This window comes from Wolbachia endosymbiont (group A) of Cydia amplana, from assembly GCF_964028495.1.
GTDB lineage: Bacteria > Pseudomonadota > Alphaproteobacteria > Rickettsiales > Anaplasmataceae > Wolbachia > Wolbachia pipientis.
In genome coordinates this window covers 695,656-721,667 of the sequence record NZ_OZ034792.1, presented here as the reverse complement: position 1 = coordinate 721,667, position 26,012 = coordinate 695,656, and the positions used below count along the sequence as shown (strand labels likewise).

The 26,012-nt window shown below is 35.4% G+C and carries 22 protein-coding genes and 1 pseudogene; 12 read left to right on the top strand and 11 right to left on the bottom strand.

What is annotated here, in order from left to right; genetic code table 11:
* Window positions 1–6 precede the first annotated feature (6 nt).
* Entirely contained in the window at window positions 7–732 is a 726-nt protein-coding gene (locus ABWU40_RS03520) for a F0F1 ATP synthase subunit A (RefSeq protein WP_015589037.1), read from the bottom strand.
* Window positions 733–961: 229 nt separating this feature from the next.
* On the opposite strand from ABWU40_RS03520, the gene ABWU40_RS03515 reads away from it, so the two are divergent.
* A complete protein-coding gene (locus tag ABWU40_RS03515) occupies window positions 962–1,243 on the top strand; it encodes a hypothetical protein (protein WP_015589038.1) in 282 nt (93 codons plus the stop codon).
* 112 nt (window positions 1,244–1,355) lie between these two features.
* Entirely contained in the window at window positions 1,356–3,695 is a 2,340-nt protein-coding gene (gene pheT / locus ABWU40_RS03510; RefSeq protein ID WP_141457159.1) for a phenylalanine--tRNA ligase subunit beta, read from the top strand.
* Here pheT and ABWU40_RS03505 read toward each other — a convergent pair.
* From ABWU40_RS03505 to ileS, 4 genes are all read right to left on the bottom strand, one after another.
* Window positions 3,686–3,874: a hypothetical protein gene (locus tag ABWU40_RS03505; RefSeq protein WP_353279116.1), complete on the bottom strand. Its 189-nt coding sequence runs from the start codon at window positions 3,872–3,874 to the stop codon at window positions 3,686–3,688. The genes pheT and ABWU40_RS03505 overlap by 10 nt on opposite strands.
* A 15-nt stretch (window positions 3,875–3,889) precedes the next feature.
* Window positions 3,890–4,749, bottom strand: a protein-coding gene (locus ABWU40_RS03500) for an IS630 family transposase (RefSeq protein ID WP_156518142.1) whose coding sequence is annotated in 2 segments (ribosomal slippage) — window positions 3,890–4,425 and window positions 4,425–4,749 — 861 coding nt in all. Because the reading frame shifts where the segments join, the coding sequence is not laid out codon by codon here.
* A 59-nt stretch (window positions 4,750–4,808) separates the two neighbouring features.
* On the bottom strand, window positions 4,809–7,292 hold the full coding sequence (locus ABWU40_RS03495; RefSeq protein WP_353279115.1) for a hypothetical protein: 2,484 nt from the start codon (window positions 7,290–7,292) through the stop codon (window positions 4,809–4,811).
* Between the two features lie 58 nt (window positions 7,293–7,350).
* Window positions 7,351–10,710 (bottom strand): isoleucine--tRNA ligase, encoded by a 3,360-nt coding sequence (gene ileS / locus ABWU40_RS03490; protein WP_353279114.1) that lies wholly within the window; start codon window positions 10,708–10,710, stop codon window positions 7,351–7,353.
* Between the two features lie 176 nt (window positions 10,711–10,886).
* Here ileS and ABWU40_RS03485 point away from each other — a divergent pair, with 176 nt between their 5' ends.
* The gene (locus tag ABWU40_RS03485; RefSeq protein ID WP_007548626.1) at window positions 10,887–12,353 is read left to right on the top strand and encodes a peptide MFS transporter; all 1,467 of its coding nucleotides are present in this window, start codon (window positions 10,887–10,889) and stop codon (window positions 12,351–12,353) included.
* A gap of 139 nt (window positions 12,354–12,492) precedes the next feature.
* Here the strand turns inward: ABWU40_RS03485 and miaB are convergent, their stop codons facing one another.
* Window positions 12,493–13,812 carry a tRNA (N6-isopentenyl adenosine(37)-C2)-methylthiotransferase MiaB gene (miaB, locus tag ABWU40_RS03480; protein ID WP_141457153.1) on the bottom strand — a complete coding sequence of 440 codons (1,320 nt, stop codon included), beginning with the start codon at window positions 13,810–13,812 and terminating at the stop codon, window positions 12,493–12,495.
* A 230-nt stretch (window positions 13,813–14,042) separates the two neighbouring features.
* On the opposite strand from miaB, the gene ABWU40_RS03475 reads away from it, so the two are divergent.
* Window positions 14,043–14,186: a hypothetical protein gene (locus ABWU40_RS03475; protein ID WP_167482809.1), complete on the top strand. Its 144-nt coding sequence runs from the start codon at window positions 14,043–14,045 to the stop codon at window positions 14,184–14,186.
* A gap of 194 nt (window positions 14,187–14,380) precedes the next feature.
* On the opposite strand, the gene hemJ is transcribed toward ABWU40_RS03475, so the two are convergent.
* On the bottom strand, window positions 14,381–14,809 hold the full coding sequence (gene hemJ / locus ABWU40_RS03470; RefSeq protein WP_010082641.1) for a protoporphyrinogen oxidase HemJ: 429 nt from the start codon (window positions 14,807–14,809) through the stop codon (window positions 14,381–14,383).
* A gap of 55 nt (window positions 14,810–14,864) precedes the next feature.
* On the opposite strand from hemJ, the gene pdhA reads away from it, so the two are divergent.
* Both pdhA and ABWU40_RS03460 read left to right on the top strand, forming a co-directional pair.
* Window positions 14,865–15,845 (top strand): pyruvate dehydrogenase (acetyl-transferring) E1 component subunit alpha, encoded by a 981-nt coding sequence (gene pdhA / locus ABWU40_RS03465; RefSeq protein WP_006279887.1) that lies wholly within the window; start codon window positions 14,865–14,867, stop codon window positions 15,843–15,845.
* A 408-nt stretch (window positions 15,846–16,253) separates the two neighbouring features.
* A complete protein-coding gene (locus ABWU40_RS03460) occupies window positions 16,254–17,177 on the top strand; it encodes an RluA family pseudouridine synthase (protein WP_006279888.1) in 924 nt (307 codons plus the stop codon).
* Between the two features lie 7 nt (window positions 17,178–17,184).
* On the opposite strand, the gene ABWU40_RS03455 is transcribed toward ABWU40_RS03460, so the two are convergent.
* Both ABWU40_RS03455 and aspS read right to left on the bottom strand, forming a co-directional pair.
* On the bottom strand, window positions 17,185–18,447 hold the full coding sequence (locus ABWU40_RS03455) for an MFS transporter (RefSeq protein ID WP_015589043.1): 1,263 nt from the start codon (window positions 18,445–18,447) through the stop codon (window positions 17,185–17,187).
* 61 nt (window positions 18,448–18,508) lie between these two features.
* Window positions 18,509–20,311, bottom strand: coding sequence for an aspartate--tRNA ligase (gene aspS, locus ABWU40_RS03450; protein ID WP_015589044.1), 1,803 nt, complete (start codon window positions 20,309–20,311; stop codon window positions 18,509–18,511).
* Window positions 20,312–20,507: 196 nt separating this feature from the next.
* Between aspS and ABWU40_RS03445 the strand changes: the two genes are divergently transcribed.
* The 3 genes from ABWU40_RS03445 to ABWU40_RS03435 all read left to right on the top strand — a co-directional run bounded on the left by ABWU40_RS03445 (window position 20,508) and on the right by ABWU40_RS03435 (window position 23,906).
* Window positions 20,508–20,939, top strand: coding sequence for a hypothetical protein (locus ABWU40_RS03445; protein WP_353279113.1), 432 nt, complete (start codon window positions 20,508–20,510; stop codon window positions 20,937–20,939).
* A gap of 3 nt (window positions 20,940–20,942) precedes the next feature.
* Window positions 20,943–21,566 (top strand): heme ABC exporter ATP-binding protein CcmA, encoded by a 624-nt coding sequence (ccmA, locus tag ABWU40_RS03440; protein WP_015589045.1) that lies wholly within the window; start codon window positions 20,943–20,945, stop codon window positions 21,564–21,566.
* Between the two features lie 1,044 nt (window positions 21,567–22,610).
* Entirely contained in the window at window positions 22,611–23,906 is a 1,296-nt protein-coding gene (locus tag ABWU40_RS03435; RefSeq protein WP_006280467.1) for a Na+/H+ antiporter NhaC family protein, read from the top strand.
* Here ABWU40_RS03435 and ABWU40_RS03430 read toward each other — a convergent pair.
* Window positions 23,835–24,470: a hypothetical protein gene (locus tag ABWU40_RS03430; protein WP_041573515.1), complete on the bottom strand. Its 636-nt coding sequence runs from the start codon at window positions 24,468–24,470 to the stop codon at window positions 23,835–23,837. The two genes, ABWU40_RS03435 and ABWU40_RS03430, sit on opposite strands and share 72 nt — an antisense overlap.
* A gap of 85 nt (window positions 24,471–24,555) precedes the next feature.
* Between ABWU40_RS03430 and ABWU40_RS03425 the strand changes: the two genes are divergently transcribed.
* The 3 genes from ABWU40_RS03425 to ABWU40_RS03415 all read left to right on the top strand — a co-directional run bounded on the left by ABWU40_RS03425 (window position 24,556) and on the right by ABWU40_RS03415 (window position 25,606).
* Window positions 24,556–24,840 carry a transposase gene (locus ABWU40_RS03425; protein WP_038198869.1) on the top strand — a complete coding sequence of 95 codons (285 nt, stop codon included), beginning with the start codon at window positions 24,556–24,558 and terminating at the stop codon, window positions 24,838–24,840.
* A 21-nt stretch (window positions 24,841–24,861) separates the two neighbouring features.
* Window positions 24,862–25,203: an IS3 family transposase gene (locus ABWU40_RS03420; RefSeq protein ID WP_095866567.1), complete on the top strand. Its 342-nt coding sequence runs from the start codon at window positions 24,862–24,864 to the stop codon at window positions 25,201–25,203.
* Window positions 25,204–25,441: 238 nt separating this feature from the next.
* Window positions 25,442–25,606, top strand: coding sequence for an IS3 family transposase (locus ABWU40_RS03415; protein WP_081600772.1), 165 nt, complete (start codon window positions 25,442–25,444; stop codon window positions 25,604–25,606).
* Between the two features lie 67 nt (window positions 25,607–25,673).
* Here the strand turns inward: ABWU40_RS03415 and ABWU40_RS03410 are convergent.
* A pseudogene (locus tag ABWU40_RS03410) lies at window positions 25,674–25,881 on the bottom strand (IS4 family transposase); the annotation flags it as partial.
* Window positions 25,882–26,012 lie beyond the last annotated feature (131 nt).

Genomic DNA, 26,012 nt, shown 5'->3' with positions numbered 1-26,012 from the left:
AGTCAATTACTTTACTGCATCTGACAAATATACACATGTTAATATAGTAAATATATAAGCTTGTAAAATTGCAACAAATACTTCAAATCCTATCAATGCAATTATGAACAAAAACGGCGCAGGAGTGAAAAATATGTTCATATTTACAATAAACCCTGCTATCACTTTGATGATTGTATGACCAGCAATCATATTTGCTGCAAGCCTTATTGATAGGCTAATCGGTCTTACTAAATAAGCAAACAACTTAATAATAATTATTATAGGTGCAAGCCACGAAGGAGTTCCTTTTGGTAGCAATATGCGTAAAAATTCTACTCCCCTTTCTTTAAATCCAACAATCGTTATATAAATAAAAACCACCATCGATAAAGCGAAGGTGACTATCACATGACTTGTGACCGTGAAACTATAAGGAAGAACACCAACTAAATTACACGATAAAATGAAAATAAATACTGTGAATATCAATGGAATGTGCTGCAAGCCTTTGCTTCCAGTGTTATTTTCTATTATTGAAATAACAAAATCATATACATACTCAACTGCAGCTTGCAAATATCCTGGTATTACTGACCCCTTCTTTATTCCAAAAAGCAAAAAGAGTATCATCAATATCACCGAAATCATCGTGAAAAAAGATGAATTGGTAAAGCTTACGTCATACCCAAATAACCTAGGTAACTCTATTATTGTATATACCTTAAACTGTTCCAGTGGATTTAGTGCCATTTTAATCTGAATTATAAACAGTAAATAAAGTATGAATTTTATAGGACAAAGTCAAGAATTAAGATAAGGCTCTGTATTATTATAACATTAACATATTAACAAAATATGTAATTAGAATGTTAATTACAGTCAGCTCTGTATTTTAAAATTTACTAATCTTGTTAAATTATTCAATATCTTGACTTAATATCTTATTTTGATTATAATTTAATTTTTAGTGAGGTATATAATGAACGAAATAGATTTTATTAACATTAATCATCTTTTAAATTTGGAGCAGGAATTTGGTAACGGATACATCGAATTTGTAGATTGTTTCCTTGACGAAGATACTCGCGATTATTACATAGGACTCAACGTACTAGATGAAAGCCATAATGCAATAAAACACTTCGTTTTTGATGGTAACATTGATGAGGATGCCTGGGATTATGGAAGTCTTAAATTCTTTCCGGAGATAGATTTAAAAGGTGACATAGAAAAAATTCTTTCTCTTCGCAAGAAGATATAAAGTTACAAAAGCTTCTACATCATTGTTTATGATGCAGAAGTATTCCACTACAACAAGCTTTAAAAGCACTACATTTTATATTACAATAACTTTTTTATTTCTTGTTAGATCGATGAAATTCACGTTATCTTGGTTACTGGAGTATTTAGAAACCAATGCTAGTTTAGAAGAAATTACCGATAAATTAACTCACATAGGGTTAGAAGTAGAAGATGTGATCGATAATTCCAGATTGACTGGGTTTATCGTTGCAGAGGTATTAGAAGTCGTACCTCATCCAAATGCTGATAAATTAAAATTATGTAAAGTAAATGATGGAAGTAAAATTCTACAAATAGTCTGTGGAGCAAACAATGTTAGAGAAGGTATGAAAACTGTACTTGCATCTCTTGGTAGCACGTTGCCAGAAAGTGATCTCACAATTAAGTCCACAAAAATACGAGGAATGCTAAGTGAAGGGATGCTCTGCTCTGCTTCTGAACTTGCGCTGGTTCAAGAGAAAAGTGAAGGAATAATCGAGCTTTCCGATGATTATAAAGTAGGGGATAAATTTTTCAATTGTGACCCTGTAATTGATATAAATGTTACTCCAAATCGTGGAGATTGCTTAGGCATTTATGGAATAGCTCGCGACCTTGCTGCAACTGGAATTGGGACATTAAAGACTTTAAGCATTCCACAACTTACCAGCTCCATAAATTCACCAATCGATGTTGAAGTTACTGACGGGGAAAGTTTTATTAGTGGAATATACATCGCCAATGTAAAAAATCAAGAAAGCCCAAAATGGTTAAAAGATAGGCTGGAATCGATAGGAATGCGCTCCATTTCTGCAATAGTTGATATCACGAACTATATTATGATATCTTTCAGCCGCCCAATGCACGCGTATGATGCAAAAAAAATAGAAGGAGAGCTCACAGTACGCAAAGCAAACGACGGAGAAAAATTTGCTGGTTTGAACGGTAAAGAATACTTATTAAACAAAGACATAAGCGTTATTGCAGGTGATAAAAATATTCATGGAATTGCTGGAATTATAGGTGGTAAGTGCAGTGAATGTACTCTTGAAACTACTGATATCTTTTTAGAGTCTGCTTGGTTCGATCCCATCTCTATTACTAAATCTTCAAGGCAGCTCGGCATCTCCACAGACGCTAGTTACAGATTTGCACGTTCAGTTGATCCTGGATTTACTTTTGATGGACTCAACCTTGCAGCTAAAATGATTCTGGACTTATGTGGTGGAGAAACCTCAAGCGTAGTGTCTGCTGGCAGTTTAGATAGTGCTGACACCAAGGTGAGCTTTGATTATCAGGATGTGAACAAGTTTGGAAGTGTGTCTGTATCGCCTGATGAGGTGCTTGATATCTTAACGAAACTAGGGTTTAGTATTGATAAAAAAACCGAAGGCAATTGGAATGTACAAGTACCAAGCTGGAGACCGGACGTGACAATACCGGCTGACCTAATCGAAGAAGTAACAAGGATATACGGCTATGACAAAATAAAAGAAGAACCACTACCAAATAATGTTGAAGAAGTAGATAGTACATACGACAATTTGCGTATTTTGATGACAAACAGAGGGTTTCATGAAGTGCTAACCTGGTCGTTTATGAGTGAATCAACAGCTGAAAAATTTGGTTACTCGAATAAGTTATTTATCATCGATAATCCGTTTAACAATAGCTTTAATATAATGAGACCAAGTATTATGCCAAATTTATTGCAAGTTACTGCTGATAATATTGCCCATGGAATATCTGATCTTGCAATCTTCGAAATCGGGCCGATTTACGATGGTGAAGCTCAGTCTAAGTATGTTTTAAGTGGAATTAGGTCAGGAAATAATTTACCGCGAAACCATTATAATACTGATAGGAAAGTAGATGTTTTTGACGCAAAGGCTGATTGCATAGCAGCTTTGGAGTTTTTTAACGTTAATTGTGATAATTTAACGATAGAGAAAGCAGAAAAAGAACATTACCACCCAGGAAAGTCAGGCACTCTCTCTTTTAAGAATAAAGTAGCAGGTTATTTTGGAGAGTTGCATCCTAATATATTAGATCTTTTTGATATCAAGCAAAAAGTTGTAGGTTTTGAGGTAATACTAGAAAATATTGAAAATTTACCTGTAAGTAGAAAGAAATTTATCGATTATAAATACCAAAGTGTAAAACGTGATTTTGCATTTATAGTAAATAAGGATGTGGAAGTAGGTAACATAATCAATGTGATAAAAAAAAGCTCAGAGCTCATCACAGAAGTTTTGATATTCGATGTATACCATGGAAATAATATAGAACCGAATAAGATGTCTATAGCGTTGTCAGTTACTTTTTGCTCTCCAATCCACACTTTAACTGAAAAAGAGATCCAAAAAGAATCAAGTGCTATAGTTAATTTAGTATGTGAAAATACCGGAGGAACTTTGAGAACTTATCGTTGAGTCACAATCATAGTTTCCTGCCGTTGCTGTGTCACACTTACTTCATCCAATTTATTTCCAATATTGAATTCAATATCCTTGAAAAATCTATCCCACATTCCATGCAAATGCTCTTCTATTTTAGGCCACACATCATTTTTAAATGTTACCCCATCATCAGAAAATATAGCATTTCTCATAATAGTCCGAATAGGTCATAGGAAGGCAGAATCAACAGCACGACGAAAGGATTCGAATAGAGGAATGTTTTTCCTGGCTCTGTTTTTTATAGCAAACCAATGATGCTCAATTTTGTTAAAATCTGGAGAATAAGGCGGCAGATACAAAATTTCTGCACCGACTCCTTTAGCGAGCTTGATAAGCTTATCAGACTTATGAAAAGTAGCATTATCAAGAATGACAGTTTGTCCAGGTTCTAAGATCGGTGCCAAAAATTGCTCAAACCATCCATTAAAAATATCCATATTACAGTGGCCTTCAAATGTTAATGGAGCAACTATCTTTCTTCTACTTAAAGCTGCAACCATACTGATTCGTTGAGTTTTTTTTCCAGATTTTAGGGCATAAAATCGCTGTCCTTTCTGGCAATACCCATATGGATAGTCCTCCGTGTTATCAATCCCAGACTCATCTATATACACTAAGTTTTCTGGTTCTTTTGTTGCTATAATTTTTAAGAATTCAGCACGTTTTTCTTCGTTCCTTTCCTTGTATCCATATGTCTTTTTTTGCGCGTAAATCCAATTTTTCTGAGAGCTCGGTGGATCGTTTGGATACTAACGTTGCCCCAAAGTTTAGCCATTTCCGACAGAGTTTTTCTACCGTGTTTTTTAGCAAATTCGATAAACTTATTCCAGTCGATAATTTTCTGATTGTAACCTCCATTACCGAGTTTTTTTGACTGAAAGTCGCCTGTTTCTTTTTTTCTTTGCTGCCACTCCCACAAAGTAGTTCGTCCAATTTTAAATCTTGCTGCCACTGCTTCTCTGCTTTCCCCTTCGTCTAGTGCTTCCATTGCTTTTTTTCTTAAATCATAACTATATGCTGCCGGCATCCAACCTCCTTATCGCCATCTATCCTTATCTTATCATATCCGGACTTCTGTGGAAAGAGCTATAAATTACCTAAAAAGGCTCCAATACCTTCATAATTTGACTGAAAACATTGAAGAAATGTCTCTCCTTCTTTATAAGTATTATGTGCCACATTTAACGCTTTTCTCTCTGTAGTCTCTTTATAAGCATTTGATGCTCCAATCTTTATTGCACCAAACATAACTTTACTCCAGTTCTTAACTTTCTGTATACAACCTTCACTATTTCCTGGTATATTATTTATTATATTTTTTGTCAAATTGTCTATCAAAGGAGACAATAAATTTTGACTAAAATGTTTGATATTATCTTTTGTTTTAATTACAGGATATTTGATGCGTTTTTCTGCTAAACAGTACTCCAGTTCTGCTCTTTCTAATAACTTCTTGATTTCTTTTTCATCAAAAGTTTCAAGCTTGAATACCTTCAGTAAATCATCTTCTATTACTGCAAATTTTATTTTTTCACGAGACGTTAGTTCTTCTTTATAATCATTTTTTGTTTCTTCATTTATCAATAATTCTTTTTTGCCTAATTCTAACTGTTTTAATGCTTTCAGAATTTCTTCATTCCTTTTTAAGAGCACTTCTATTGATCTTGTACCCGGATGCCCTTTTTCCCTGTTATTTTGTTCAGCTTGTAAACGCTTATTTTGATCTTTGAGTGTTTGTTCTAATGTAGATTTTTCTAAATGTCCTTCATCTTGCACGCGAAAAGCTTCAATTATTTCTGCTAGACCTGATTCACCATATTTTCTTAATTTCTTGCATAAACGTAAAACACCCTTTTTTTGTTCTCGAAGTAACCTTTGCACTTTATATTTTTTTATTTCTAAATACATCTTTTCTATAAAGTCATTTATTTTAGCTGAAGCTTCCTTATCCGATGGAACCTTTACTTTTTTTTCTAAATCTTCAAGCTGCTTCCTTAGGCTTTGCTTCTCCTTATCCGGTATATCTGATTGACTTAACTTACCTTGAACTTTTTTCATTACTGATTTTATCAGCCTGCGCTCAATCTCTTGATCATGATATTCGAATTTAAAAAGGTCTTCTAACCCCCTTTTTAAGGTGTCATTTGTTAAGCTACTGTTTTCATGTATTTCTTTTAATTTCTTATATATATTGTTACACCTTGTTTGACCTATTCCTCTTAAACGTTCAATTTCTTCTTTCGCATTACCTAAGGCTTTCTCTGTTGCTTGGAGATGCTTATTTTTATAAATATCAATTACTGTCCTTTTAACTATTTCGCCTTCCTTTATAAGCTTTTTCCATTCCGCCTCATGTACAGAAAATTCATCATCTTTTGAGTCTTCTACTTCCATTCCTGCGTTTTTCAAATCTTCTATTATAATCTCTTTTCTACTTGGTAATTCCTTACCTTGGCTCTCTAATTCCTGTCTCACTAAAGAATTTTTTATCTCATCTTCCAGCGAAAAATCTTCTCCCCGTCTATCTCGCTGAAACTTAATTGCTTGTATAAAGGCAACTTGATAGGCGTTGTATATTAAGTGAGTTGTCAACTTAAAATCTATGCTACTTACCACTTTTAACCTGAATTCGTCCAACAATTCCTTCAATTTATCATATGTAATCTCTTTCTTTTCTAGTTTTATCAGTTCTTCCATAGTCTTCGCAAATTCTTGAATAGAAGTTGCAAGCACATTCTTGATCTCATTACGTAAAGGCTTAAGACCATTTTTTAAGTGGATATTAGCTGATAATTTCAGTATGGTATTATGTTCTGAATCACGTGCAACATTAAACCAACTACCATCTTTATCTTCGTATAAATCTCTAACTAGTTGTTTAAATTGCGGTGGAAACTTAACTTCCATATTCCACTTAATATCTGCTTCAATAGCCTCTATCTCATGAAAAGACACCTCAATATTTTGGTGTTCATTTTGACATAACCCATTACTTATTTTAATAGCAGCAATCAAAAAATGAGATAATTTTTTATTTAAAAGATAAAAAGTAGCCAAAGCGAGTGTTGCAGGAATAAGTAATGCTGCAAGCACAGCGATATTAACAAGAATCACTATTGCAGCAAGAACACCATATGCCAATCTTTTTGCTGTACTTTCACTTACTTCACTTTTTTTTGTTTTATTCTCCTCTGAACTGATTTGTGTCTTATCATTTGTTTTTAATTTATTATATACGGCTAATCCTAACGCAGTGAAAACTATATAAGGAAACATTAAAACTGATAGAGCTAAATTTAATACTTTCTTCTCCGGGCAAGCTCGATTTACCTCTTTAAATATTCTACTTGATATATTATACCAAGAAGTAAAAAAATCAGAGTTATAATCTTTATAATGAAATATACTGAGTGGAACGTTAAAATTAGCTAACGGCTCTTGTTCTTCCACAGCATCAAAAAATTCTTCTTCCTCCTCCAAAGTAGCAACAGATTCTACTTTACCTAAATCATCACTATTGTTATTCAAATCAACAACTTTTTCATAATCATCTGCAACAGCCTTATTCATATTATAACCTTACCTCAAGTAACCTAAGTATAGCATAAACAATGACAACTTTCAACTACTAATAATTTAACCTAATACCAACACTTAAATCCTGATATTCCTTAGAATAGAAGTTAGTTCCAATTTCTGTATTAATGTCCAAAGATAAGGCAAGGGTCTGCTCTTTTATATATTCAAACCACGTATTTATTGCTTCCTTAATTTTCTCTTCTTCTGTTTTGATTATTACTCTGATTCTATCTGATATATGAAAATCAGCTTGTTTTCTGGTTTCTTGAATGAGCCTCACGACATCTCTCGCTAACCCTTCTAGAATTAATTCATCATTTAGTTCAGTATTTAGAATGACAACTCCTTTGTTGTTATCAAACACAGCAGAATATCCACTATTTGCTTTTAACAATAGTTCATATTCGCCTTTTTCTATGATGTAATTTTCTGACTCATTACCTAAAAAAACTTGCTCATTTTCAACTTGCTTCCATTTTCCCTCTTTGACATATTGAACTAGTTTCTTAATTTTATCTGGTATTCTCTTTCCAAGCAGCGGAAAACTTAGCTTTAACTCTAGTGATGCAATATCTTCAAGTCTGTTTACTAACTCCAGTTTTTTTACATTTACCTCATCTTTTATCATCTCTTGATATTCATTCATGCTTGGTGTCATTCCAGCACTTTTTTCTTTCTGGATCCCAGTGTCAGCTACTCGGATGACAGGAGAGAACTCTGGGATGACAGAAAACGGCTCACCTTCAAGAAAACTACAGGAAGACTGATGATAAATGATCATACTGCCAAGTGGCTGTCTGATACGTATGTTAAAAGTGTTTCTAATAGAGAGTGCAGAGTTGCATATCTCTCTCACCAAATCCATCTTGGCAATGAGCTGACTATCAAACTTCTCTAATTGTGGAAAATTAGCCAAATGAACAGATGTTTCTTCATACTTAAGCCCTTGCCATATATTCTCTGTTATAAGTGGCAACAAAGGAGCTGCAGCTCTTAGTATGTAATAAAAAACCGTATATAGAACATTATAAGCATCAGTTTTATCCTGATCCAAATCACTTTTCCAAAAACGCTCGCGACTGCGACGAATATACCAATTATTTAGCACTTCAAAAAAGTTCATTAAAATTTTGCAAGCCTCTTGGGAGTTATAGTTGTTCATAGAAGCTTGGATACCTTCTACAGCTTCAAAACACTTGGAAATCATGTAACGATCAATAGTGCTTTGATAATCCTTACAAACTTCAGCTTTAATCCCATCTGCATTTGCATACATGGTAAAAAAGTGATAGCTATTCCAAATAGGTTTTATTACGTTTTTCAGAACATCTCGTATTGAGTTTCCTTCTTTATCGAGTAGCAAATTACCACCACAAACAATAGATCCAGAAAGCATAAGAAAACGCAGTGCATCAGAACCGTATCTATCAAAAACCTCCATTGGATCTGCATAGTTATTCAAACGTTTGGACAATTTTTGCCCTTTTACATCCAAAACAACACCGTGGCATATGCAGTTCTTAAATGGTTCCCTATCAAACAAAGCAGTGGACAATACAAAGAGCGTATAAAACCACCCCCTGGTTTGCGCTATGTATTCAGTGATAAAATCCGCAGATTCAAACCACTCCTTATTTTCAAACGGATAGTGGATTTGCGCAAATGGCATCGAGCCAGATTCAAACCAGCAGTCAAACACGTCAGGTACACGGCGCATAATTGATTTTCCTGTTGGATCATCAGGATTTGGTCTTGTTAAAGTATCGATAAATGGTCTGTGCAAGTCGTCTATTTTAACATTAAAATCTCTCTCCAGTTCTTCTATTGAACCATATACATCTACTCTTGGATATCTCGCATCATCTGATTTCCATACAGGGATTGGCGTACCCCAGAATCGATTGCGTGAAATTGACCAGTCGTGTGCCCCTTCAAGCCATTTTCCAAATTGACCATCTCTAATGTGGTTTGGTATCCAATTAACTCTCTTATTTAGCTCTACCATTCTGCTTTTGAATTTTGTAACTGCAACATACCAAGAAGGCATAGTGCGATAGATCAAAGGAGTGTCAGTTCTCCAGCAGTGTGGATAATTGTGAATATATTGCTCAGTTTTAAACCAATTCCCTTGCTCTTTTAATTTTTTTATTACTGTATCATTGGTATCAAAAACATGAACCCCTGCCAAATCTGAAACTTCAGCAGTAAATTTTCCACTGTTATCAATTGGACAAATAACTGGAATATCATGGCTTTGGCAAAGGTAAAAATCTTCCTCACCAAATCCAGGAGCAGTATGCACAACGCCAGTACCATCTTCTTCTGTCACATAATCAGCGATGAAAACGCGGAATGCATTTTTCGTATCTTTAAAGTAATCAAATAGTGGTTTATAAGGAAGACCTGCAAGATCATTCGCTTTAAGTTTTATATTGCAGTTTTCATATGGAATATTGTTTTGTTCAGAGTGGCTGATAAATTTCTCTAGGTAGCTTTCAGCAAAAATATAAATTTCACTGTTCACTGAACTCCTTTCATTAACTTCTGTCATCCCAGTGCTTCGACACTGGGATCCAGAAATAGATTCCAGCGTCACGCGCTGGAATGACATCAAGGAGTGAACTGAAACTGCACAATACTCAATATCTTTCCCTATCGCCAAAGCCAAGTTGCTCGGCAACGTCCAAGGAGTTGTAGTCCAAGCAAGTAATTTACACTTTCGTTTAACACTTTTAAATTGCTGTGGGTTTTCTAAAAGCTCAAATGCAACAGTTACAGCTTTGCTAACTTTTTCTCTATACGCGTTATCAAGCCTTGTTTCGAAATTAGATAATGGAGTTTCGCATGCCCAGCTATATGGTACAACGCGCATTGATTCATACACCAGACCCTTATCATAAAGCTGCTTGAATGCCCACATGACCGACTCCATGAATGATTTATCCATAGTCTTATAGTCATTGTGAAAGTCTACCCACCTTGCTTGCCTATTTACATACTTCTCCCACTCTGATGAAAATTTCATCACAGAAGTACGGCAATGATCGTTAAATTTATCAATACCAAACTTCTCTACCTCAGTTCTGCCAGATATTCCAAGTTCCTTTTCTGCTCCCATCTCAGCCGGTAATCCATGGCAATCCCAGCCAAATCTACGTTCAACCCTTTTTTGAAGCATAGTTTGATATCTTGCAAATGCGTCTTTGATGAAACCAGTGAGTAAATGTCCATAATGCGGAAGTCCATTTGCAAACGGAGGCCCATCGTAAAAGACAAAACAATTATCCTTGGAACGTTCTTCAACTGACCGCTCAAAAACTTTGTTTTCCTGCCAAAATTTTATGATTTCCTTTTCTAACGATGAAAAATCAGGACTACTTACTGTATCAGGATAATGCTTTGACTTCATGTTCGCTATGTAAAACTAAAGAATATAGGGCTTTCTGAAAAATTACAAATTCAAAAATATTTCCGTAGCTCACACCCCAACAAACTATTCTGCCGAGCTTCCAATACCTTTTTTTAAGTTTTACTTGCAGTTTTTATTGTTTTACTTAACATTAACCCAAGCTTTAGGGGTATTTTATGGATCAGAAGACAGATAAGTTTCCACAATTTTTAAAAATGTTGTGCTTTGTTGAAATGTGGGAACGTTTCTCTTACTATGGAATGAGGGCACTTTTGGTCCTATTTTTGACTTCTCACTTAGGTTTCACTGATGAGAGGGCCTTTACTATTTACTCATTATTTGCTGCAACAGGTTATGCTATACCAATACTTGGAGGTTTTTTAGCTGATAAGTTGATGGGATTCCGCAACATGGTGTTGCTTGGAGGGATAGTGATGATAGCAGGTCATGCTTGCATGTCATTGGTTAAGTTTGAACCAGGTTTATTATATTTAGGTTTATCTCTAATAGCCATAGGTACTGGTATGTTTAAAGGGAACGTAACTAACTTACTTAGTTCATGCTATGGCAAAGACGATCCTGAACGTAGCAGAGGCTTTACTTTATTTTACGTAGGTGTGAATATTGGAGCAATATTGGCTTCTATTTCATGTGGTTATGTAGCCCACTTGTTTGGCTGGCACTACGGCTTTGGTTTAGCTGGTATTGGGATGTCTATAGGGCTAATCTTTTTTCTCAAATTTCAGAATCTTTTAGGAGATAGCGGCCTTTCTCCTTATCCAGAGCTTATGAATAAGCGCATATTAGGGATTAAAATTTTTGGTATAGTATTGATAGGAAGCTTTTTGTCATCATCAATAATTGCTAAAATGCTTATACATAGTGAATTTTTTACTAATATGCTCATATTTATTGGAATAACAGCTCTGGGCATATTTATTTATATAATATCTAAATTATCAGCAGAACAAAGACGAAAATTAGTGGCATTATCTATTCTTGTGGTATTTTTCTTGTGTTTTTTTGCTTTAGAAATGCAGCTTGGCTCTTTGGTTAACTTATTCACCGAAAGAAACGTTATTAACAATGTATTAGGTATAACAATCCCAGCTTCAGTTTCTCAAGCCATAAATCCTTTGTCAATTATAATATTTGGCTTTCTTTTTGGAACATACATGAAGTTTAAGCAAAAATATGCAACTTCCATGTTTACCCTTGGCCTTCTGACAATGGCTATGTGTTTTTTCACACTGTACATAGGATGTTTAAACTCTAACATTGAAGGTAAAGTAGAATACTTATATTTAATAATTGCTATCTCCTTTATGGGACTGGGAGAATTATGTATTGCTCCATTAGTCCAAGAACAAGCAACTACACTAGCCCCCAAAAACCTTAGAGGAGTAGTGATGGGTATAGTAATGCTGTCATTAGCGTTTTCTAACCTAGCCGGAGTTGCAATATCAAAATTTATGTCAGTTCCTTCAGTAAATGGTAAAATAAATTATTTAGAATCTTTAGAAATATATAAAGAGGGTTTTTTAAAGGTGGGAATATTTAATTTAATGCTCGTTATTGTATTTTTATTCTTCTTCAATTTTATACATAAAGTTGTTACTAACTCATCTTGTACAAAAAATTGATATAGGTAAGCTCAAATTTGTAGGTTTAAGGTACCCGTTCAGCAGAGGTAGCAATTAAACTTTGTAACTTTTGAAAAAGATTATGATTGCATTTTTTCAATACTCTTTGCTTAAGATTTATATTTAACGCTGCTTAAAATCAGTGAAATGCACACCCCAGCAAACTACTCTGCCGAGCTTCCAACACTTTCACATTTACTATTTTGTCCCTGTATTTATCTTCAGAATCATCAATGCACACTGATTGCATATATGGGCTTTTACCAATAATTTGGTTTTGGTGTTTACCTTTTTTATCGCTAAATAGAACAGGTATAGTTTTACCTACCATACTCTGGTTAAACTCAAGTTGTTGCTTACTAATTAATTTCTGTAAACGAAGAAGGCGCTCTGTTTTAACCTCTTCTGGTACTTGATCTTTTCTTTCCGCTCCCGGTGTGCCTGGTCTTGGGCTGTATTTAAAACTATAAGCCTGAGCATATCTAACTTTTTCTACTAATTTCATAGTTTCTTCAAAATCTTTTTCGGTTTCTCCAGGAAAACCAACAATAAAATCAGAAGAAAATTCGATTTCAGGTTTCAATTTGCGAAATCTGTCTATTATTTCCAAATACTCCTCTGCAGTGTGTTTCCTGTTCATCGCGTGCAATATTTTATTCGAACCAGACTGCACAGGCAGGTGAACAAACGGCATGAGCTTTGGCTCTTCCGCATGTGCCAAGTAGAGAGATTCATGAATATCTCTTGGATGAGAAGTTGTATAACGAATCCTCTCTAGCTTTTCAATTTTAGCAATATGACTAATTAATTTTCCTAAATCCCACACTTCCCCTTCGCACTCCCCATGGTAAGCATTGACGTTCTGACCAAGCAAATTGATCTCATTTGCACCATTTGCAACTAATTTCAATGCTTCACGAAATATTTCATTCACTGGCCGTGAATACTCAGCTCCACGAGTATAGGGCACTACACAAAACGTACAAAATTTATCACAACCCTCTTGTATGGCAAGAAACGCAGAAGACCCCTGGCTATTGCCATAGCATTCATCTGGCAATTTATCAAACTTTGCAACTTCAGGAAAATCAGTGTTTATTACATGACCTTTACTTCTGCTTGCTTTGACTATCAGCTCCGGTAAGGTAGCGATACTCTGCGGACCAACAACAATATCAACAAAAGGAGCCCTTCTGAACACTTCTTCTCCCTCTGCTTGCGCTACACACCCAGCCACCACTATAGTCATTTCTTTTCGTAACGAATGAATCTTCCCAAGCTCTGAGTAAAGTTTTTCTGCTGCCTTCTCTCTAATGTGACAAGTATTCAGTATCACTAAATCGGCTTTCCCTGCATCACTAACAACGTTGAACCCCAAAGGTTTAATTACATTTTCCATTAAAACGGAGTCATAAACGTTCATCTGACAGCCGTAAGTTTTAATATATAGGCCTTTCATATTTGGTATGTCTTTTTCAAAATTTCTTCACCCTACACGTAAATGTCTAACAGACCAGCGCGTGACGCTAGTGAACTTGCTAGCACAATAGATTTTGACAAAATTATACGAAAAACTGGATCTCAGTGTCAAGCACTTGGATGACAAGTTCTCGGCAACCCCTACGTCATACCATCACGGTATCTCTAGATCCCGCTAACAAGTAGCGGGATGACGGTTGTCAGGGTGTCATGAAAGTAGCTAACACTGGCTTCCATCCAAGAGGGCAGTGCCCTCTTCTTGTCATCCCAGTGCTTGACACTGGGATCCAGGAAAAAGAATGGTGTCATCCGAGTAGCTTGACACTGGCATCCAGGAAACTTAATTGCAAGTAATGCATTGAGTTTGGTGAGTATGGGTTTTGCGTTATAGAATGAAGCACTTTTGGTGAATTTGTAAAGAAAGCTGGATCCCAGTGTCAAGCACTGGAATGACAAGAAAGGGAGCACTGGAATTTTTATTTCAGTATTGTACATTAGCCATGCATCTGAACAGATACGAGCTTTCTGCTTTTTTTGGGTAAGGTCAGTCAAAAAGGTTTTACAACAACCATAATAACTATAACTATTATCAATACTGTAACTGCTTCATTTAAAACGCGAAAATAAATATGTGACTTCTTATTCGAACCCATTGCAAAATTTTTCCTATATTTTGCAAGTAGCATATGAATAATTAACATCAAAAGTATTGCAAATGCTTTTACATGAAACCATCCTTCACGATATGCTTCCCTAATAACCATTAGTGTAATTCCAAGACCAAGTGAGAAAAGCATTGCAGGGTTTATGATATATCTAAGTAGCCTCTTTTCCATTGTTTGAAGCAAGCTATCATTTTCCGATCCCGGTTTTACAGTTGCATGGTAGACATAAAGCCTGGGTAAATAAAGCATACCTGCCATCCACATGATAACAGAGATAACGTGAAAAGCCTCAAGCCAGTGGTAATAGTTCATTAGCAAAAATTTAAAATTCCTGGTATTGTGTTAGTTTAATGAAAAAGAAATCGATATGAAAGCAGAAAATTTCACTAAAGAACAGATAATTGGATTCTACAGGAAAATGCTACTCATACGCAGATTTGAGGAAAAAGCAGGACAATTATATGGGATGGGATTAATAGGCGGGTTCTGTCACCTATCAATAGGACAAGAAGCAGTTGCAGTTGGAACTCAAGCTGCATCAAAATTAGGTGACGCTTTTATCACAAGTTATAGAGACCATGGCTTAATGCTCGCATGTGATTCTGATCCAAATGTTGTAATGGCAGAGCTTACCGGCAAAGAAACAGGATGCTCGAAAGGTAAAGGTGGTTCGATGCACGTATTTGACGTTGAAAAAAAATTCTTCGGCGGGCATGGAATAGTGGGAGCACAAGTTCCAATTGGCACAGGAATAGCATTTGCTAATAAATATAAGAAAAAAGATAATGTGGTATTTACATATTTTGGCGACGGTGCTGCAAATCAAGGACAAGTATATGAATCGTTTAATATGGCATCTTTGTGGGAGTTGCCTGTGGTTTACATCATAGAAAATAATGAATACGCAATGGGAACCTCCGTGCAAAGGTCAACTTTAGTAACAGAGTTATATAAAAGAGGAGAAAGTTTTGGTATTCCTGGAAAACAAGTTGATGGAATGGATTTTTTCTCTGTTTATGAGGCTACAAGCGAAGCAGCGGAACACACACGCAGCGGAAAAGGGCCTATCCTGCTTGAAATGAAGACATATCGATATCGCGGTCACTCAATGTCAGATCCTGCTACTTATCGCTTAAAAGAAGAAGTTGAAGATATGAAGCAAAATCATGACCCTATAAGCACTTTAAAGAAATACATGACAGATAATAAAATGGCTTCAGAAGAAGAGTGCAAAGTAATTGATAAGGAAATACGTGATTTAGTAAAAAAGTCGGAAGATTTTGCCAAAAATAGTAAAGAACCAAGCGTTGATGAGCTGTATACTGATGTTTATAAATTTGTTAGCTAATTTTTTTATCCAGAACTGTACAAACATTGTATAGTAAACGATGTCATCCAAATAGCTCCTTCTCCCGTCATCCAAGTGCCCTCCTTTTTTTGTCATCCCAGTGCTCTGACTACTTGGATCCAGCTGAGTTGGTGAGTATAAAAGTATAGCTAACGCAAGCTCTACGTCATGCCGCCGCGAACCTTCATACCGCGATTCATTCGCGGTATCTCTAGATCCCGCTAACAAGCAGCGGGATGACGGTTGTCAGGCTAGCTGTCATCTCAGTAGTCTCCTTCTCCTGTCATCCGAGTAGCTGACACTGGTTCCTTTATGATGGCAGTAACCCCTTCGGTGTCATTCCAGTGCTTGACACTGGAATGACACCAATAATTGACATTTCACTAGATATTCATTATAAATAATGGAATGCTACAAAGTATAAAAACCATATTAATAGAAGACGATAACGTTAGGCTGGATAGGTACATCAGAAGAATCTTTCCTGATCTAAAGCAATCTGTAATTGAAAAATCTTTAAGGAAAGGATTAATCAAAGTTGATGATTGCAAAGCAAAGTCCAGTGATAGAGTAAATTCTGGGCAAACTATAACGCTGAAGCACTTGAATTATATTGAAAACGCTAATTCTGATCGCAAATATAATGAAAAGTTAGTGAATCTACTAAGAGAGAACATATTATATGAAGACGAATATATACTAGCTATAAACAAACCCGCAGGGGTCATCGTTCAAGGTGGCGTAAAAGTAAAGATTAGCATGAGTGATTTGCTTGACCAAATAAGAGAGGGAGAAACATTTAAAATTGTCCATAGGCTAGATAGAGATACGAGTGGAGTGATAATATTCGCACGCAACGCTAATGTTGCCAGATACCTTATGGAAGAATTTAAAGGACGAAGAGTAAAAAAAACTTATTTAGCATTAACTTCTGGCATACCGAGCAAGGATAGTGGAACAATAGACTATCCATTGGTGAAAAAATATGTTTCAGGTCAAGAAAAAGTGGTCGTTGATGAAAATTCACCTCAGAATGCCACTACGCATTTTTCAATTATAGCAAAATCCAAACACAATGTTGCTTATTTAAAATTACAACCAATTACCGGCAGAACCCATCAGTTACGTGCACATTTAGCTCATATAAATTGCCCTATTCTTGGTGACGGTAAATATGGTGGTAAAAAAGCTTTTATTGATGGGATAGCAAATAAAATTCACCTTCATTCGCATTCTTTATCTTTAAAACTGCCAAACAATAAAGAAATCACTATCACCGCTCCTATCACTAAACACATCGAAAAATCCATTGAAGCGCTATTTTTCGACTGAAACGATTTCACCAATCAACTTTTCTGTCTTTGGCTTTAATTTGAAGCACAGATATTAGGCTAATTAATGTGCAGGCAGTAAGATAAATGCCTGCTGCAAGTTTTGTTTCGGTTTTTTCTATAAGCCACATGCATATGTATGGAGAAAGGCCACCAAAAATTCCTGCAGATATATTATTTGCTAAGCTTACGCCAGTGCATCTTACTTTTGTTGGAAACAGTTCACAAATAACAGAACCATATATTCCAAAAGATGCACCTACTGGTATAGTAATCAATAAGTAAGTTATTATTACGACATAGTGGTTAACGGAAGATAATAATGGTAATACACATGTACCAATCAGAGATAGCATAATCAGTACAGGAATCATTACGCGTTTTCTTCCAACTTTATCAGATAAAATTGCAAAAAGTACCGCAGATGCTGCAAATACAACCTGTATTACTATCCTCATTAAATCTTTAACACTAATAGATAAAATAACTAGCTCTTTTATTGATATATTGTAAAACATTATTGCTGCGTAGACAATTGCATTCTGAGCAATTCCCAGATTGATTGAAATAATAAGCGGTCTTTTATAGTTTCTTACTAGTTCTAACAATGGTGAATGTGCTAAATTATTAGCGTACTTATTAGTTTTATATGCTAAGCTTTCTTTTAATATGTACCTAGTTAAAAAACCTATTGTCCCCAAAAAAAAGCAAAAATAAAAAAGCAACTTCCATCCCCATATTTCATAGTTCTCACCTGTAACTCTTTTGCAGATAAATATCATTGTTATGCATAAGAGCGTTCCAAGGGCTCCGCTAAAGGGCTTCATACTTCCTAAGAAACCTAGATTTTTTTTATCTTTTGAATGCTCTATCGTAAATGCTGTATTAATGCTTGTTTCACCTCCTGCAGTTATTCCTTGCACTATTCTACAAAACACAAGCAATACAGGTGAAAGCAACCCTATTTCTTTATACCCAGGTATAATTCCCATAATTGTGGATGATATTGAAATTAATATTACTGAAGTAAGTAAAGTCTTTCTTCTGCCATACTTATCTCCCATATAACCAAAAATTACTGCACCAATTGGTCTAAACGCAAAACCAATTGCAAAAACACCAAGGAATTTGAGTGTACTCAAATAATGATCTTCTGATGGGAAAAAAACGTTGATGATTGTATCTGTTAATACTCCAAAAAGAGTGAGTTCATACCACACAATCATGTTACAGATCATGCCCGATAGTATTGCTTTTCGGATATTATTCATGGTCTTTCAATTTAACATAACCTAATATATCATTAACCGGTGCTCCTTGTTATAAAATTTTTCATTCAATAACCTTCAAGGATAATTCACGTAAATGCTTATCCTCCACCTTGGAAGGAGCACCCATTAGAACATCTTCACCTTGCTGGTTCATAGGAAAACAGATTACTTCACGAATATTTGGCTCATCAGCAAGCAGCATAACTATTCTATCAACTCCTGGTGCTATTCCACCATGAGGAGGAACACCAAATCTGAATGCACGTACAAGTGCACCGAATCTTGTATCAACTTCTCCCCGGCTATAACCTGCAATGGCAAAAGCTTTATACATGATATCCAGTTTGTTATTACGAATCGCCCCACTTGACAGTTCTATTCCATTGCAAACAAGATCATATTGGTAAGCAAGGATATCCAGTGGATTTTTGTCCTCTAAATCTTTCAGACCACCGTGTGGCATGGAGAATGGGTTATGAAAGAAATCTATTTTTTTACTTTTATCGTCATATACAAAATATGGAAAATCAATGATCCAACAAAACTTGAAGATATTATCATCTATAAGACTGAGTTCTGACCCTAAAAGAGTGCGTACTTTTCCTGCAATGTTTGCCGCCTCATTCTCTTTGTCAGAAGCAAAAAATACACTATCTCCTGGCTCTATGTTTGTTGCTTCTCTTATGTGGTTTAGCCTATTTTCATCAAGAAATTTAGCAATTGGGCCTTTCGCAGTTCCATCTTTATCAAACGTTATATATCCAAGACCCTTAGCACCGAATTCTTTTTGCGCATGTTCTATCTTTTTATCAAAGAAGCTGCGTGGTTCCTCTGCTGTTTTAGGTGCAGGGATGGCTCTCACTACCATACCACGCTCAATATTGCTTTTGAAAATATTGAACCCTGAATCACGAAAAATTTCTGTAACATCGCTGATTAATAGTGGATTACGCAAATCTGGCTTGTCAGAACCATACTTAAGCATTGCCTCTTTGTATGTAATGCGTGGAAAATCTTTATCGACAGACTTGCGAGAAAATTTGGCGAACACTTTATATAAAGCAGATTCAATAACGTCAAATATGTCCTCTTGAGTCACAAAAGACATTTCAAGATCTAGCTGATAAAACTCTCCCGGAGAACGGTCAGCCCTTGCGTCTTCATCACGAAAACATGGTGCAATTTGGAAATATTTATCAAACCCTGAAACCATGAGCAACTGTTTGAAAATCTGCGGAGCTTGTGGCAATGCATAGAACTTGCCAGGATTTAGCCTGCTTGGCACTAGGTAGTCGCGTGCTCCTTCAGGAGAGGAAGCAGTGAGTATTGGAGTTTGAATCTCTAAAAATCCTCGCTCTATCATGAGCTTGCGGAGCTCTGCAATAATTTGTGAGCGCAAAATAATATTGTTGCGGACTTTTTCACGTCTTAAGTCAAGAAATCGATATTTAAATCTCATGTTTTCTGGGTATTCTTGCTCGCCGGTAATGCTTGCCAATATACTTCTTTCTTCTTTTGCTATTTCTTCATCAAAGTGGAACTCAACTTCCGACTCAACGCGCAAATTGTTGACTATCACCTCGATTTCTCCGGTAGAAATAGAGCTGTTTACCGTATCTTCAGTTCTAGCTTCAACTATTCCTGTAACAGTAATTACACTCTCCAATTTTAAATTTGATATCTCATCAAAAAAGTCTTTGTCATTATTAAATACTAGCTGAGTGATTCCGTAGAAGTCCCTTAAATCAACAAAAATTAGGTTACCATGGTCGCGCTTACGATATAACCATCCAGAAAGGGTAACTTCCTTTTCTACGTCGTTCTTCCTCAGTTCATTGCACGTATGAGTTTTATAGCAGTTCATATTTGTTTTACTTCTAAATTCTTTAAGAAGTATAGAAATAAACCTTATTACATACAAGCCCGTTCGTCAGATATTTGCGCAATTTTCGAAATAGAGCAGTACTGCTTTTATATTGTCTTTACCCGCAAAAAAATTGCACAATTTCTATAATTATGGTATAATAGCAAGGGTATTTTTAATGAATTAGATACAGGAAATGCCACTTACACAGATCATATTATATAGCGTAACATTACTTGCTGTAGCTGCAGTATTTCTCTTTTTGAGAAAAATATACAAAAATCGCATTAGAAAAATCATATTTCCTAGAAAAGTTTTTAAAGAAGAGTGGGAAGAAGACAGAAAATTCAATGAATTATATCAAAAAAATAAGCAAAAAGAGTTGCTGAAACAACAAGAAACGCTACGCGAGAAACAAAAAGATGTGCAAGTTTATAAAGAAGATCCAGAAATAGTTGACATAGCAAAACCGGTAGGTAAATGGACAAAGATGGTTATGATGGGTAATGATTTAATGCAGCGTTTTGCACAATTGATACATAGAGAAGGCGGACAGAAAGGATTTTGGGAGCTGTTTGTAAAAGCTCAGGCTTCAACTCAAGGTAAACATAAGGGAAAGGGCAGATAATCCATGCTTGAATGTGAAAATTTATCCTGCACTCGTAATAATAAGGTACTATTTAAGAATCTCAGTTTTAAAGCTGAGCTAAAATCAAAGATTCTAATCACTGGTCCAAATGGTAGTGGTAAAACCAGCTTAATTAGAAGTTTATCTGGACTTTTACCGCCGGTATCAGGCAATATAAGGCACTGCGGAAAAGATATATATGATGATCCAAAATCCTATATATCTTCTATGGTCTATATAGGCCATAAGAATGCCTGTAAAGATAGCTTAACTGTTGCTCAAAACGTAGAATTCTGGGCAGGAATACGAAATACTAGAGAATTGATTGTGGCAGCTATTTGTTGCTTGCAGTTGCAACCTGTACTTAATATTAGATATGGCGAACTTTCTGCAGGCTGGAAAAGGAGAGTTGCGCTTGCTCGCCTCTTGATTTCTAATGCAAACGTTTGGCTGATAGATGAACCATTTTGTAATCTTGATAGTGCAACGTGTGAATTAGTGCTGAACTTAATCTCAATACGCTCTGAGCAAAATGGTATAGTAATTATTACAGGGCATAGCTCTACAGAGCAATTGTGTGATTTTACAACGATTGATATACGCGATTTCAATAGACTTCTTGCATAGTTTTTGGCAGCACGTTAACAACCATTAGAAACGAAAAAACTTCCTTGACAAACTCCGCCAGCCTCCTTATCATGAAACTGAAGCTATTTATTTATCTTCTCTGTACAGATTAAATGACAAAAAAACTCACGTATCTGGCGTCTCATGTTTAATTTTTTGCACTATGTGCACTCTATGTCTTTATCAAATTTCTAGGTTTTTACCTATACAAGCTGAAATACGCTTATAAAGCATTTAAAACATCAAAAAACGCCAACTTAAAAAATGGATAGTGAATAATTAGCTACCCTAGGGTTTCTTTTGCCTTTTTTTCTGTTTAGTAAATTTCTTAAACATTTATGACTAAAGGTTAGTTGCATTAAAAAGCAGCTAAATCGCGGTTATTAAGCGTTTAGAATAAAAAAACGCCATACTTGAAAGTATAATGTAAGTAATTAGCCAACTACGGGGCTTCTTTTGCCTTTTTTTTTATTTGGTAAATTCCTTAATGTTTATGGCTAAACGACAACCGTCATCCCGCTGCTTGTTAGCGGCTAAGGGATACCGCGAAGGGATACTGCGAATGAATCGCGGTATGACGGTTAATTATTCTGCGGCGGTATGACGTAGAGCTCGCGTTAGCTATACTTTTATACTCACCAACTCAGTATCCAATCTGGATCCAAGTAGTCAGCTACTTGGATGACACCCTGTTGAGGCTGCGCTTACACATTCCACTTTCTATGCTCACCAAACAAATTTGCTTATTCGCAGCAAAATTTTCTGGATCCAAGTATTCAGCTACTCGGATGATATCTTTGTGTTTGAAGCAAAACCAGCTATAACATTTCTTCGCAAACAAATGTTCGTACAGTTGTGCGCGTGATGCTGGAATCTAGACAACAATTAGATCCTATTGTCAAGCAATAAGCTACATGTGCTATTTATTTAGTAGATTAAATATGAAGTTTAAAACTCTGCTATTGACTTCCTGTAGAACTAGTGAAAACCAAACTTGCTTAAAACCACTTAATTAGTTATAGTTATAAGTTTAGGTACAGCAAAATGACAGCTTTTGTCCCCTTGATTATTTTTTTAATCTTGTATCTTGGAAGTGGTGCTTATTTTTCTTTTATCGGAACTGATAATCCACTTCATCAGGTTTCACCAGTAATCTGCTTATTACCAGCACTATTTTTTGCTGTCTCACGTGGTACAAATAAAATTCAGCATAACATCGATACTGTTATCAAGGGCATGGGTGACAAAAACACCCTTACTATGTGTTTAATTTTTTTATTTTCTGGAGCATTTTCTGCGGTGACTCAATCAATCGGTAGCGCAGACACTGTTGCTAATTTAATTCTTAATTTCCTTCCAGCAAGATTACTGCTGCCTGGAGTATTTTTGGCTTCTGCTTTTATTTCAACTGCAATTGGCACATCTATGGGAGTTGTTGCGCTGATGGTACCTATAGCTGTTAATCTGGCAAAAAGTGGAGCTTTTGGTCTCGAAATAGGAACTGCAACTGTAGTAGGTGGTGCCGTGTTTGGCGATAACCTTTCGATGATATCTGATACCACCATTGCATCTGTTTCTTCACAGGAAGCTTCAGCAAAAGATAAACTTAAAATGAACTCTAAAGTTGCACTTATTGCCAGCATTATAACACTCATCTACCTAGCAGTTGCCTCAAATAGTACAAAAATTATTTCTATATCAAATTTAGATTATTATTCTATAATAAAAATTATTCCTTACATTTCTTTAATAATCATGGGGCTGCTTGAAGTCGCCACTTTAGTAACAATAACTATAAACATAATTATTGCTGGTGTGCTAGGAATAACTTTTTTTGACTATGCTATCATTCAATTTCCTCATGACGTGTATGACGGTTTCAAAAAAGTAAACGAAATAGTGATATTTGCTCTATTTATCGGTGGATTGAGCCATATAATGTACAAGCAAGGTCAAAAAGCGTTGCATAAACTCATCGATGAAAGCAATATCACAAAAACTAAAGCTGAATTTGTGATAGCAGGAATTGCGTCTATGTTTACTACCTTAGTTGCCAATAATACCATTGCTATTTTACTAAGTGGTGGCATTGCAAAAAGGCTTGCACAAAAACACAGTATTGCGCCACATCGCAGCGCATACTTATTAGATGTTTTTGCTTGTGCTACAAAAGGTATCTTACCTTATGGTTCCCAACTATTGCTAGCAGGTAGCATCGCCTCTGTATCACCTATTTCTTTATTAACACAGGTATATTATTGCTTTATTCTAGCGGCAGTTACAATAGGCGAAATAATCATCAACAGCAGAAAAGAGAAACATTGTGCGGCTGCAACTTAGAGTTTCTCTTTTTTTACCCATAAGGAACGGAATTACTTGACACCCTTCGCCAACCCCCTTATTATGATGTGTAGTACAATGATACAAATTAAGAATTCCCCCATCCTGTGCTGGTTCTTCGATCTGAAATCCTACTTCTACCTGATCACAACCAATGTTAATTTGTCCTATTAATGCTTTAATAATGCCGCGCTTAGTTTGCCAATCTAGCTGTTCCAGGTTCGATTTTACACTAGAATAAAAATTCTTTATGCTATTTATAATAAGACTTATTCCTTTTTCTACTGCCTTCTGATCAACTACCTTTTTTTTCTCTTCTTCTATCCCTTGTAAGCGTTCTTTCATTTTTCTCATTGTCTGTTTAAATTCTTCCTCGCTTATATATCCTTTCTCTCCTGCATTTTCTTGACTATAATAATCTTCCATTAATTTTTCGATACCTTCTTTTATTTGATTTTCTCTTCTTGCAAACTTTTTCTCTGATGATTCATCATTTTTATTTTCTAATACTCTACGTTGGTATTCCTTTTTTATCATCTCTGGGTTTTTTAGTACATCTTTCACCTTTTCCCATACTGACCTTACCCAGAAAAAGTGGAGAGAAAGAAAAGAGTTTTTTTGGGTAAAATAAAATTTTGGAGGATTAGAAATGGCAAGAGAATATACGGCAGAATTCAAATTGGAAGCTGTTAAGCTGGCAAATGAACAAAGAAAGGTAGGTCAACCAGTTGCAAAAGTAGCAAGAGATCTAGGAATAAGGGATAGTGTATTAGGAAAATGGATGAAGAAATATAACGAAAAAAAGTCAGCGGCAAATGCATTTCCAGATGTAGCACCTTATGACAAAGAGAGATTTGATTTACAGAAAGAGTTAGCAAAAGTAACAAGAGAAAGAGACATTTTAAAAAAAGCCCTGGCCAGTCAAAAAGAGTAAAATATTTTTTCATAAAAGAGCATAGTAAACACTATAAAGTGCAGGAATTATGTAGGGTTTTCTGCTAGTGGCTACTATAAGTGGACTACAAGGAAAATAAGCAGTAGAGAATCAGCAAATAAAGAGTTATTAGCAGATATTCAAAAAATATATCAAGCTTCTAAATGTAGATATGGAGCTCCTAAAATTCATGCTGAATTAAAGGCTTTGGGTAAAAGTTGCAACTTAAAAACAGTGCAAAGTATTATGCAGAAAAATGGTATTCAGGCTATATTGAGAAGAAAATTTAAAATTAAGAAACAACAAACGGACAGTAGCTCCCAATATATTAGACCAAAACTTTATTGTCGATCAACCAAATAAAGTATGGGATTACTTATATAAAAACCAAAGAAGGATGGCTATATTTGGCAACAATAATCGATCTATATTCACGCATGGTAGTTAATGAGCAGTTCAATAAATAAACAATTGGTTATGGACTCTTTATTAATGGACGTTAACAAGCGTAAACCTGCCAAAAATCTACTATTACATAGTGATCAAGGTTCACAATATACTTTGCAAGGTTATCAATATCTCTTATCCATAAAAAACATAGATGAGTCATAAAGGTTGTTGTTACGACAATTCTGTTGTGGAAAGCTTCTTCAGTTCTCTAAAAAGGGAGTTACCAATAGACACCTCTCGGCACTCTAAACAGCATATCAAAACTGCTATATTTGAATATATAGAAATTTTTTATAACAAACAACGTCACTATTAACTATTGCATTCCAGAACAATTTGATGCATCATTCTTTTTGTAAAAAACATTCCAAACTTTCTCTCCACTTTTTCTGGGTAAGGTCACATGTCAATGGCTCCATAAGTTCACATTCTATTCCCAAACTTTTTTTAACTAACTTTAAAATCATAGAAAATACTGTCGAAAAAGGAAGTTTTCTTGTTCGTGTAAAACTCAACACAATGGATTTTCTGAAAAGTTTTCGAGTATATTATATTTTTAATTTGTAGAATAAGGTTTTTTCCTTTTTGCATATTTCACCTAAAAAGGACACATTTTAGACTTCTTTGTTGAAATAAAACAGAAACAAAAGTGCTGTCCCTTGCACTCTTTGGATAATTTAATGATAAAAAATTTGGAGAGAAATTTTATACACTATCGCTGA

Coding starts and splice junctions, on each gene's coding strand:
- ABWU40_RS03520 (WP_015589037.1), bottom strand. CDS start 732: ATGGCACTAAATCCACTGGAACAGTTTAAGGTATATACAATAATAGAG.
- ABWU40_RS03515 (WP_015589038.1), top strand. CDS start 962: ATGAACGAAATAGATTTTATTAACATTAATCATCTTTTAAATTTGGAG.
- pheT (WP_141457159.1), top strand. CDS start 1,356: ATGAAATTCACGTTATCTTGGTTACTGGAGTATTTAGAAACCAATGCT.
- ABWU40_RS03505 (WP_353279116.1), bottom strand. CDS start 3,874: ATGAGAAATGCTATATTTTCTGATGATGGGGTAACATTTAAAAATGAT.
- ABWU40_RS03495 (WP_353279115.1), bottom strand. CDS start 7,292: ATGAATAAGGCTGTTGCAGATGATTATGAAAAAGTTGTTGATTTGAAT.
- ileS (WP_353279114.1), bottom strand. CDS start 10,710: ATGAAGTCAAAGCATTATCCTGATACAGTAAGTAGTCCTGATTTTTCA.
- ABWU40_RS03485 (WP_007548626.1), top strand. CDS start 10,887: ATGGATCAGAAGACAGATAAGTTTCCACAATTTTTAAAAATGTTGTGC.
- miaB (WP_141457153.1), bottom strand. CDS start 13,812: ATGAAAGGCCTATATATTAAAACTTACGGCTGTCAGATGAACGTTTAT.
- ABWU40_RS03475 (WP_167482809.1), top strand. CDS start 14,043: ATGAAAGTAGCTAACACTGGCTTCCATCCAAGAGGGCAGTGCCCTCTT.
- hemJ (WP_010082641.1), bottom strand. CDS start 14,809: ATGAACTATTACCACTGGCTTGAGGCTTTTCACGTTATCTCTGTTATC.
- pdhA (WP_006279887.1), top strand. CDS start 14,865: ATGAAAGCAGAAAATTTCACTAAAGAACAGATAATTGGATTCTACAGG.
- ABWU40_RS03460 (WP_006279888.1), top strand. CDS start 16,254: ATGCTACAAAGTATAAAAACCATATTAATAGAAGACGATAACGTTAGG.
- ABWU40_RS03455 (WP_015589043.1), bottom strand. CDS start 18,447: ATGAATAATATCCGAAAAGCAATACTATCGGGCATGATCTGTAACATG.
- aspS (WP_015589044.1), bottom strand. CDS start 20,311: ATGAACTGCTATAAAACTCATACGTGCAATGAACTGAGGAAGAACGAC.
- ABWU40_RS03445 (WP_353279113.1), top strand. CDS start 20,508: ATGCCACTTACACAGATCATATTATATAGCGTAACATTACTTGCTGTA.
- ccmA (WP_015589045.1), top strand. CDS start 20,943: ATGCTTGAATGTGAAAATTTATCCTGCACTCGTAATAATAAGGTACTA.
- ABWU40_RS03435 (WP_006280467.1), top strand. CDS start 22,611: ATGACAGCTTTTGTCCCCTTGATTATTTTTTTAATCTTGTATCTTGGA.
- ABWU40_RS03425 (WP_038198869.1), top strand. CDS start 24,556: ATGGCAAGAGAATATACGGCAGAATTCAAATTGGAAGCTGTTAAGCTG.
- ABWU40_RS03415 (WP_081600772.1), top strand. CDS start 25,442: ATGAGTCATAAAGGTTGTTGTTACGACAATTCTGTTGTGGAAAGCTTC.